At 60.1% G+C, this 9,099-nt stretch carries 9 protein-coding genes and 2 pseudogenes; 5 read left to right on the top strand and 6 right to left on the bottom strand.

The window, feature by feature from the left end; genetic code table 11:
- Positions 1 to 1,004: 1,004 nt before the first annotated feature.
- The 3 genes from AWB81_RS38070 (at position 1,005) to AWB81_RS38060 (ending at position 2,716) form a co-directional block, all read left to right on the top strand.
- The gene (locus tag AWB81_RS38070; protein WP_062643241.1) at positions 1,005 to 1,322 is read left to right on the top strand and encodes a hypothetical protein; all 318 of its coding nucleotides are present in this window, start codon (positions 1,005 to 1,007) and stop codon (positions 1,320 to 1,322) included.
- 127 nt (positions 1,323 to 1,449) lie between these two features.
- Positions 1,450 to 2,022 carry a DsbC family protein gene (locus tag AWB81_RS38065; RefSeq protein WP_144444313.1) on the top strand — a complete coding sequence of 191 codons (573 nt, stop codon included), beginning with the start codon at positions 1,450 to 1,452 and terminating at the stop codon, positions 2,020 to 2,022.
- A 283-nt stretch (positions 2,023 to 2,305) separates the two neighbouring features.
- Entirely contained in the window at positions 2,306 to 2,716 is a 411-nt protein-coding gene (locus AWB81_RS38060) for a DUF2442 domain-containing protein (RefSeq protein ID WP_062643236.1), read from the top strand.
- Positions 2,717 to 3,721: 1,005 nt separating this feature from the next.
- Here AWB81_RS38060 and AWB81_RS38050 read toward each other — a convergent pair.
- Together AWB81_RS38050 and AWB81_RS38045 are read right to left on the bottom strand one after the other, a co-directional pair.
- Positions 3,722 to 4,129: an Hsp20/alpha crystallin family protein gene (locus AWB81_RS38050; RefSeq protein ID WP_062643231.1), complete on the bottom strand. Its 408-nt coding sequence runs from the start codon at positions 4,127 to 4,129 to the stop codon at positions 3,722 to 3,724.
- Between the two features lie 28 nt (positions 4,130 to 4,157).
- Positions 4,158 to 4,599: pseudogene (locus tag AWB81_RS38045) on the bottom strand (Hsp20/alpha crystallin family protein).
- Positions 4,600 to 4,841: 242 nt separating this feature from the next.
- Between AWB81_RS38045 and AWB81_RS38040 the strand changes: the two are divergent.
- Entirely contained in the window at positions 4,842 to 5,225 is a 384-nt protein-coding gene (locus tag AWB81_RS38040) for a hypothetical protein (protein ID WP_062643228.1), read from the top strand.
- A gap of 231 nt (positions 5,226 to 5,456) precedes the next feature.
- Here AWB81_RS38040 and AWB81_RS49205 read toward each other — a convergent pair.
- The 3 genes and pseudogenes from AWB81_RS49205 to AWB81_RS46615 form a co-directional block, all read right to left on the bottom strand.
- A pseudogene (locus AWB81_RS49205) lies at positions 5,457 to 5,609 on the bottom strand (IS91 family transposase); the annotation flags it as partial.
- Positions 5,610 to 5,996: 387 nt separating this feature from the next.
- Positions 5,997 to 6,281 carry a hypothetical protein gene (locus AWB81_RS38030; RefSeq protein WP_062643224.1) on the bottom strand — a complete coding sequence of 95 codons (285 nt, stop codon included), beginning with the start codon at positions 6,279 to 6,281 and terminating at the stop codon, positions 5,997 to 5,999.
- Between the two features lie 424 nt (positions 6,282 to 6,705).
- On the bottom strand, positions 6,706 to 6,873 hold the full coding sequence (locus AWB81_RS46615; protein WP_200822614.1) for a hypothetical protein: 168 nt from the start codon (positions 6,871 to 6,873) through the stop codon (positions 6,706 to 6,708).
- Between the two features lie 786 nt (positions 6,874 to 7,659).
- On the opposite strand from AWB81_RS46615, the gene AWB81_RS48595 reads away from it, so the two are divergent.
- Positions 7,660 to 7,956 carry a DUF6723 family protein gene (locus AWB81_RS48595; protein WP_327373240.1) on the top strand — a complete coding sequence of 99 codons (297 nt, stop codon included), beginning with the start codon at positions 7,660 to 7,662 and terminating at the stop codon, positions 7,954 to 7,956.
- Between the two features lie 648 nt (positions 7,957 to 8,604).
- Here the strand turns inward: AWB81_RS48595 and AWB81_RS46080 are convergent.
- Positions 8,605 to 8,757 carry a hypothetical protein gene (locus AWB81_RS46080; protein ID WP_159939003.1) on the bottom strand — a complete coding sequence of 51 codons (153 nt, stop codon included), beginning with the start codon at positions 8,755 to 8,757 and terminating at the stop codon, positions 8,605 to 8,607.
- Positions 8,758 to 9,099 lie beyond the last annotated feature (342 nt).

The raw sequence follows: 9,099 nt of genomic DNA, 5'->3' as shown, positions 1-9,099 counted from the left end.
TGGCGGGGCCGCTCAAGAAGCTCCGACAACGCATCTACTTCCTGAGCAAGTTCGACGGGCACCTGTGCCGTCAACGTTCTCGTATCTGCGACCATGTTGAGCCTCGCGTCGATGTTCCAATAGGAATTATTGTAAATCAATAAGCGACCTCTGGTACTTGGCGCTTTGGGTTGGAAGCCCGCGAGATCTTCAGGAGCCTACTCGCCGGCACATCTTCCGGCGTCGCTGGCCTTTAGCGGCCACCTTAGGGAGCGCCCCATCCCTAATAATTCGTCTGATCAGGCGTGGAGTCGCACGACATTTCAACAAATCGGACGGTGGTTGCGTTTCCTTGTGTCGCGCTGCGTGGGTGGCACCGTCGCGTAACCTGACGCCACGGGCTTCTTTTGAAGCTCCGCGGCGAGCAGTTTCCGCATAGAAATTTCATGCGGTGACGCCCCGAACTGCAATCGAACGTTCGTTCGATAATACTATTTATGTAGACTCACGACAAAATTTTTCGGCGTGTGCATGCGCTCGCGCTTTGCATCTCGATATCTCGGCCGCCGAAGAAAGTCCCCGTTTGTTGCGCGACACTTATGCGTCCCGACCTCTCGTTGCGGGAAAAACCAAAGAACAGAGCCTGCCTGGATTGTCGAGTCACCGCACGGCCACTCGATTGAGACAGACGATCAACGAGCATTTAAGCTGGGACGATACCCCCTCCAGCTACTTAACGGGCTGAGGCTGCGACCGACCGAATCAGCTAACACTGCGCGGCCGCGATGGCAGGACGTTCGCATTTGGCGCACGGGTGCGATGAAAGTCGCGACTCGGAAGTACGCGGGTTACGAGGACGATTCCGCGGCCGCCGGCTTCTTTTCGCACGGGTATAGCGATTGCGGTTGGAGTAGACACGCGAACGCGATTCGAGCGCCGCAACGAACCTGCCTTGCTCGAAGCGGCGGGTGCCGCAGGATAGATGAGTAGCGGCGACCTGCGGCGGTTTGCCAAAAGGACACAAGATGGAACCGATGAAACCCATGGAACCGATCGAACCCATGAAGCCCATGGAGCCGATGAAACCCATGCCTGAGATGGAAAAGTGGTGGCCTGACGATTTGGGCCACGCGTCTTCGAGCGGTTCACAAAATAGCGTGCGCTACGCGTTCTTTGCCGAAAAGCATCGGCTGTTGATCGAAGAGCACGGCAGCGTTCGGACCTATGACAGCGGCGGTCACCAGATCAACGGCGTATCGCAGCAGCAAAGCCACGGACACTCACTTGCGTTCACAAGCGAAACCGGCGTCGTCGACCTCGATGAGTTGAAACAGGTAAGCTGAAGCGTCTTGTTCTCGTTGAGCCATCGCTGGGCAGCGTGGTCCGAGGCAAGGAATGATTGCGGATGCAGCCAGCACATCGTCGCGGCGCGCCGCATGATCATTGCGGCCAGTAGGCCGCGTCTATTACGTGCTCTACCAGCGCGGCACCTCGATGAAACTTAGGTCCATGCTTGGCGTGTGCGCTGCCGCCTTAATCATCAGTTCGGCACTGCTGTTACCGGGTCCGACGGCGAGGGCGCACGATGAAGCGAGCGCGACGCAAATGCAAGACCGGCACGTCGACTTTGCCAGTTTGCCGTTCAGTCACGCGATCAAGACCCTCCGCGGTAGCGGGAGCCGGAAGCTGGCAGTGTTCGCCGATCCCTATTGTCCCTATTGCAGGACGCTCGAGCGCAGATTAAGCGAGCTGTCCAATGTCACTATCTATACGTTCCTGTTTCCGATCCTCACAGCCGATTCGAAGCTGATGGCAGCTGCAATCTGGTGTGCATCCGACCGCGAGGCGACTTGGCGTCGCTGGATGCTCGACGGGCGCCCTCCGGCACGAGGCCACACGTGCGCTGGCGCACCGATCGACAGCAATCTCGATTTGGCGCGAGGCCTAGGCATAAAGATCACACCCACGATTATTTTTGCGAGCGGCGAGATGGTCACGGGTGCACTTCCGCTTTATGACCTGAAAAGCATGCTGAGCCCATAGGAGCGAGTAATGGGGCCGAGCACGTGTCTCAGTCGGCAGCGTCATCCGCCCCCATGCGGCACAAAAGACGGCGATCTCGGGCTCGATGAGCCGCGCTATTTGATACATCGTTGGGGCAGAAACCTTTCCCGTATTCATATTCTCCCCCGGCGGAGCTCTGTTGCCGTCTTCTTCCGAAACGCGGGAGCACCTTGGGTTGGCTGCGCATCGCTTTGGGCTACGGGTTCGTGTTTGTATTCGTGATGAGACGGCAGTCGCGCGAGCCGTCCGAGGAGGAAGCATCATGGCCATTACTAAAGAATCGATTGCCGCCGCTCGCAAGGCCGGGAAGGAGGCAGGCCCGTGCGCGGTCGCCGCGCGCTATCGCCCCTCGATCGGGAAGATCGAGGCCGAGTTCAGCAATGGCGTGACGCTCACCTTGCCTGCGAATCTCATCCAGGGCCTTGCAGGCGCGAGCCCGGCGGACCTCAGCAAGATCGAGATCACGCCGGCAGGGTGGGGCTTACACTTCCCACGCCTCGACGCCGATGTGTACGTGCCCGCGTTGTTCGAAGGCATCTACGGTTCCGAAGCTTGGATGAAACAATCCGCCCGCGTGGCGGGCTCGACGCGCTCCGAAGCGAAGTCGGCCGCTGCGCGCGAGAACGGCAAGAAGGGCGGGCGGCCGCGCAAGGATCAGGAGGTGCACGCGTGAGGCGGAATGCGCACGACGTCGCCGCATTGCGCCAGCCGCAGGCAATCGCATGAGCGGAGGGCTCTACTCGCACGTTAGCGCCCCCGCTTCGCCCTGCGCATCTCCTCGCCCACCAGCAGCCATCGTAAGTCCGTGTTCTTCAAGTTTTTGACGATGGCCTGTACGGTCTCAAAGCTCGGCTGATACCTACCGCTCAATATCCGACAGAAGTTAGCGGGAGTCATTCCGATTAGCCGGGAAAATTCGCTAAAAGTCATACACTCAAATTCTAGGATCGCGAGGCGCAGGCGCTCTGCAAAGTCCATATTGTGTCCTCGGTGCTGACAGTCAAAGCGCGCGGGCGCACAAGCGGGCTTTGCCTGTCAGCAATGGGTGGTTTCTGACGTTCGTTTTGTAGCTATTCAGAACTAATAGGCGCCGAAGTGGGGAGTACCATGACAACGCGCGACCGTAATGAACGAACAATCTACATCGGATGCCGCGTTAGCGCGGCCGTAGAGCGCTTCCAGAACGCCACCTTGGTGGTGGAGCGGCAGCAGGCCGTTCGCTGGGCCAGCGCGTGGACGCACGCGCGGGGGCATGCGCCCTCAAAGAGAACGTAATGCGTAATTTAGATGAACAGAGAGCGCAAAAAAAGAAGCCCGCATCGGGCGGGCAATCCATCACGTCGGGTTAAAACGCGAGGGAGACCTCTACCGTTGTAGTAGCAACGATGCCGATATGCAAGGAAGTTGATGTCACCTTTTGATTTAGGCACGCTACGAAAAGACGTTAGTTTTGGCGCGTGATCGGTTCTGCGCAGCGCGCGCGAGTGTCATACGGCAGCGACTGGTATCGGGAACGGACCGGCCCATACTGGCTCAAGCACCAGCATCGCCCGTCCTTGACTGTGTATCCACGCCAGCATTCCTGTATGACCGTTGCATCCGGGCCTGCGCAGTCTGGAGGTGGCGGCCAGATGACCGCCACCGATTTCCTCCTGTCGTTGCTGCCCGCCTGCCGGCGTCAGTTCGTACGCACTTCGATCCGTCGCGGCCGGGCTTCGTCGCGGCGCGGTATGGTCAGCTTCAGCACGCCGTCCTTCAGGTTTGCATCGATTTTCGATGCGTCGAAGTCAGCCCCCAGGGAGAACGCGCGCGCGAAGCGAGGCTGGCGGATCTCCGCGTGCTGCAGGCGCAGCCCCGCCGGCGTGGGTACCACCGCTTCGGCCTCGATGTACAGGTTGCCGTCGTGCACCTTCACATCGAGTCGGTCCTTGGTAACGCCGGGCAGATCCGCCCACAGGGTGATTCCCTGTCTATCCTCAAAGATGTCCACGGGCGGCGTTAGCGTGACCCGGCGTTGTGACTGGTCGTCTTCTCGGCGGGCCGCCGCCGTTTCATCTTTCCTGGCAAGTTCTGTCGTGTCGCTCATGATGTCCTCCTCAGTTCCGCGACGGATTTCATTGAACGGTGACGGCTCGCGGCTTTGACGTCTCCCGCTTGCCGATGCTCACGGTCAGGCAGCCATTGGTGTACTGCGCCGTGACCTTGTCGGGGTCCGCGTGCTGCGGCAGTTCGATGACGCGCCGGAAAGCGCCGGTGAACCGCTCCTGCGCATAGGTACGCGTGTCGTCGCCGGCTTCCGGCCGTGCAGTCCCACGCTCGCCGCTGATGGTAAGCAGCCCCTTGTCAATCGATACCTCGAGGTTTGCCGGATCGACACCCGGCGCGAACGCGACGATCTCAATCCAGTCGTCGGTCGAGCCGATGTTGACCTGCGGGGAAGGCGCCGAAGCGCCCGGAACGGATGCTGGATGGGAAACCGCCGAAGAGGCTCGCCATCTGCCGTTGCAGACGGTCGAAATCGCTGAAAAGGTCGGTCCCGAAGTAGAGATCGCTCATGGTCACTTCCTCCTTCAAACCAGCAGGAAGACGAACCGGCTACGCGCTCTAGTCCATCTGCCGTGCTGCGGGCAACAAATCGAAACACGCAGCGCGCCGGATTGCCGGCGCGACTGCCTGAGCGGAATTCAAGGTAGGATTCCGAGCAGAAATTTCAAGGGGTATTGCGACTTTCTGCTCTTGAATTCGGGTGGCCGCATGCTATCTTCACGACGCCCCTGACGGGATCATCCGAGGACACCATGGAATTCCAATACGATTGGCTAACCCTTGGCCGGCACCGGATCCGGCTGCGCTCAACAAAGGGCTTCCCGACCGACGCGATGCGAACGACGGTTGAGGTCATCCGGCTGGCGATCGACAGCAACATGAGCGCGCGTGCGCGGCTGGTTGAAGTGGTATGCCGACAGGAATCCGCTTACGAGATTGCTGTCGGAACCACGTTCGCCGACGATCGGCTATGCGCGCTGCAACTGGAAGCGGCGATCGCGACGGTCCTGGGCCTGCAGCCCGCACAGGTCAATATTTCCGTGACCGTGGTCACGCAGGAAGAGGTCGATCTGCACTTCGGTGTATACGAGAGGATGCTGGCTGAAAAGCTCGGCGTGGTGCCGCCAATTCAGTGACGCGTCGATGCCGGCTTGGAGCACTTGATCGGCAGGGACAAAGCTTCACGCCTGCCGCATAGCCATAGGGCGGCCCGGCAGACGGCCGCGTGCCTTCAGTCAGCCGGACGCCTGGCCGCCGCTATACGGCGCTGGACTGTAACTCGGCACTACCACCGGCGCGACGAAGGGCGCCGTCAGAATGATTGTCGTCCCATGACTTTGTATTAGCCTAAACCGCAGTCTGACCCGCGTGTGCACGACCGAGATGACCCTGATCCCGGCGCCCAGGTGCTTCGGATCGGCGGCGATCGAGCGCAGCGTCTGCGCGCTGGTGCGAAACAGCATGTCGTAGAGCGTCTTCCTTTTTTGGTACCCGAGCGCCGCGATCGGTTCGGGCAGCGTCGCCGGCCGCGATCGCGTCACCCCATATGATCGGCGCGTCGCCCAGCGCGCGCCGGGCTGGAAAGGCTGCGTATCTCTGGTCCTCCGGCATCCCGTTGATGGCCTCTGCTTCGCCGCGCAAAAAGTGCCTCTGCTTCAAGGACGGCTAAAGTCGCCTGGATCAACGACTCGTCATCGTTCGCACGCGATTCGTCTTTCTGGAGTACGGTTTCTGCGACGTCGCAGCGCGCGCCAGCGCCCCCGATTCCGCCCCTCCCGTGTGTGCGTCCCCCACTCTACAATCGCCAGGCCCTCGGCGGACCGATCTGCTATGTCAGCGCGTCGAATTCGTTTGCGCCTGACCCAGACAGAAAACCCGCTAAGCGGGCACGATTGTGTTGCTGGCGATCACGTGTGCGGCGCATCGACGCTCAAGCCCGCTGCTCCCCGGCCTATGTTCGCCGCCGCGCGCTCGACACGATCGGCGTCAAGGTGCGGACGAACGTCGCGCTCAGTCACGCCCGCGACCAGCGGGACAAACACGGGGATCGTCACATCCAAGGACGGTATCGGGCGCCAAAAGGCCGACCACACACCGACTTCCCGGTTGGCGCCCTTGGGAAAAGCCAACTTCTGATCATGCAGCCGGAAAAGCTGGACTTCGTCGGTCAGCGCGAACGAACTGCTGTTCAATCTGTTGTCCGCCCTGCGACTGACTGCACGCGATCTGAATAATCTTTGCCATCTCAACTTCTCAATTCAAATTAGGTGCCCGCCGCAGCAGGCCATGCTTATTCGGCAACGTCCGAGCTGAACTCGTCGAGCTGACGGCTTTTCAAGGGTTATTATCTATCTGCAAGAAAGGCAAGCCCGCGCACGCGAGCGCGTCAGCCCCTAGGGAGGGCGTCGCGGGCAGTCGGCCAACCGGCTCGCGCAACGGCCGCTTCAAACTGACTGTGCGCCAAGTTCGAGCGGCGCGGCGAGCGTTCCAAGTGCATTCCCGCACCGACGACCCAGCGCGCGCCGGTGGGATCCGGCGTGCGCCATCAGGCGATGCTCGCGGACGATTGCCGGCGTCACGTGGATCGAGACGTGGGCCTCGGGTCACACTCTGCTCTTAGCCTCCGCCGATGCCCTGAACCACCTTGCCGGTGCCGCCGCATGCTTCGCACTTGGTGCCGTCCTTGGTGCCGCTGCCGTCGCAAACCGGGCACAGGTCTTCGCCGCTGCCGGGCGTTCCGGGTTCGGCTTCGTCGCGGGGATTGAGAGGGGGAGCTTGCGCCATTCAGTTACTCCTTGTGCTTCGACTGTTGTAGATCGTCTTGCCCCGATGCCTACAAAAAACAAGCCCGCCTCGTTGGCGGGCAGGGTTACACAGGAGGTGATGTCTCGTATCGGAGAAACATCTATATTTTAGTCACTGCGGTGCTGCAAGCAAGATGTGCAACCTGTACGTAAAGCACCGATCATCGGACCAACGCGCACTAAGTTTTATTCCGAGCGAGGGGCGTGTTTTGGTGTAGATAGGTGATAACGTCGGCGGGCTTGCCTTTTGCTAATTCGGTGATGCGTGTCCTCTGGGCTTGGGGGCACGTGTTGTAGATCGTTCCATCTTGGCCCGCCGTTGCGCGGGCCTTCTTTGTCAAATCGCCGCCGAACTGCTCGACGAGGCGCGCCAATCGGTACCGGCCGCGCCGGCTGCAACGCGTACACGCGACTTCGAGATGGGTTGCACGAGCAACTACCTTTGCGAGGGCGACGCTTCCAGTTTTTTCATGGGTGACCTTGTTCTCGACGGCCGGTCTGCTTGTCGACGGTCAGGCCGCGCACTCACGAATGCTAGCTTCGCCCAAGTTGCCCAGATCGCAGCCCGAATAGGCGCAAAAGTGCTCGAAGTTGTCGACCACCGCAGGAGTAGATCCCTCTTCGCATCGGCTGGTCCACCCGAGCCTCTAGAACGGCATGCCGTTTGCTAACTAGGTCACGCACTGACGTGAAGCCATGATTGCTTTCAAGAGTAGGTTTATGAATTCTGGCGAGGAGACGCGGCACCGCATTTGAGGGGGAAGTCATGCCTTTTGGTAAGAGGATTGGAAAACCTAAGCTTTTGCACAGTAAGCAAGTTTTGTCACCGCTTCGGGCAGCGACGGCTGATGACTACGCGATATATGCGTCGTACCGTCCGAGTTCGGGCGGCGGCTATTTCGGGACGCTTAAAGTGGTTCGAAAGCCAGACAACAGATTGTTATTCCCATTTGAGGGTGCTCCGCCGCTCGGCCCCTTTCCGTCGAAGCACGAAGGAGTGGCGGCCGCGGAAGCTATGGCGCAATCAATAATTCAAGGCGATATCGCTACCCCGGAACGCTAGTTGACGAACTACCGCGTGAGTCCGCGCGGCTTGAATAGTTATGAGAGCGTCACCGTCAGGGAAGAAACGTAAGCGAACTCTCTTCACATTAATGAACCATCGCCGCTGCGCTAGCGCGGTGAAGGCGCGCTATCAGCAGACCTTCTTATCCCGGGTCAACGCCTCCTTGGGCAATGCAAACGATACTAATTGCCAGCTGACCGTCTAGCTTCGCTTGCATGTACGATTGCGCGTATGCGACGAACGTTCCTTGAGATCACGCGGCGATGCACGAATGCCCAAGGCAGACCAGCCAGCATTGCGCTCGCGTCGTGCATCAGCGTACCCTCTGCGCGCATGGCGGCTAGCGCACGACGCGTCACTACGCACGCTTCGGCGGCCGGAAGCCGAAGCCATGCTGTCCATGCGGCATTGCGCGCGAGCATACGCCGGCGCAATGCACTGTCACGTAGCGCGGAGAGGCGGTGGTGAAGGACGACGTCGTCGGCGTACACGATCATGAGCTCACGGGCAGTATGTCTAGTGAGACAAGTTCTTGCTCACCACCAATAAAAGCCGCGGCTCAAAGCCGCCGACCTGCTTGAAAACTGTGGCCTGAAACACGCTCGCTCCGGCCAAAAACCCGATTACCGCTGGCCCAGGGAAGACCTACGCGCCGAGCGGGCTGGTTTTCATGGCCTCGCAGGTTTCGTCGAGCAACTCCGATTCGCCAACCACAATGCGCGCGGCCAGCACGGCAACGCTCGGAAAGGCGTCGAGTATGTTGACAGCGCGCGTTAAAGCACCGGCTTGCCACCACATGTCGTCGTCACAGAATCCCGCCACGTATTCGAGTCACGGCGGCCGCGCCCAGATTGCGGCCGGCTGTGCCAAGCTTGCCTCGCGCCCGTACTACCCGCCGTGACGGATAGCATTGCGTAATTCTTCCGACGTGCCGTCGGACGAGCGACACGGTCGTGCGTCAGTACCACTACCGAGATGCGGCCTCAGCCTTGCAAGCGAGGAGCTCATGTGCGCATGCTTTAAGGTTTGTTTAAACATGAGCCCGGACGGTCAGTTGAAACTTCCCCAGTTGTGGTCGCCTAAAATCCCCCACCGTGTGAAGCAGGACGAGGTCGAGTTTTATTCCTGTTTCGTTTTCTG

Source organism: Caballeronia arationis (assembly GCF_001544975.2).
Classification (GTDB): Bacteria; Pseudomonadota; Gammaproteobacteria; order Burkholderiales; family Burkholderiaceae; genus Caballeronia; species Caballeronia arationis.
Note: the sequence above shows the minus strand (reverse complement) of the source record. Positions and strands in the feature narration are given on the sequence as shown.

What these genes read in the sequence shown, in the direction of transcription:
- AWB81_RS38060 (WP_062643236.1), top strand. Translation starts at nt 2,306, where the DNA reads ATGGCCATTACTAAAGAATCGATTGCCGCCGCTCGCAAGGCCGGGAAG.
- AWB81_RS48595 (WP_327373240.1), top strand. Translation starts at nt 7,660, where the DNA reads ATGCCTTTTGGTAAGAGGATTGGAAAACCTAAGCTTTTGCACAGTAAG.
- AWB81_RS46615 (WP_200822614.1), bottom strand. Translation starts at nt 6,873, where the DNA reads ATGGCGCAAGCTCCCCCTCTCAATCCCCGCGACGAAGCCGAACCCGGA.
- AWB81_RS38040 (WP_062643228.1), top strand. Translation starts at nt 4,842, where the DNA reads ATGGAATTCCAATACGATTGGCTAACCCTTGGCCGGCACCGGATCCGG.
- AWB81_RS38070 (WP_062643241.1), top strand. Translation starts at nt 1,005, where the DNA reads ATGGAACCGATGAAACCCATGGAACCGATCGAACCCATGAAGCCCATG.
- AWB81_RS38050 (WP_062643231.1), bottom strand. Translation starts at nt 4,129, where the DNA reads ATGAGCGACACGACAGAACTTGCCAGGAAAGATGAAACGGCGGCGGCC.
- AWB81_RS46080 (WP_159939003.1), bottom strand. Translation starts at nt 8,757, where the DNA reads ATGTGGTGGCAAGCCGGTGCTTTAACGCGCGCTGTCAACATACTCGAC.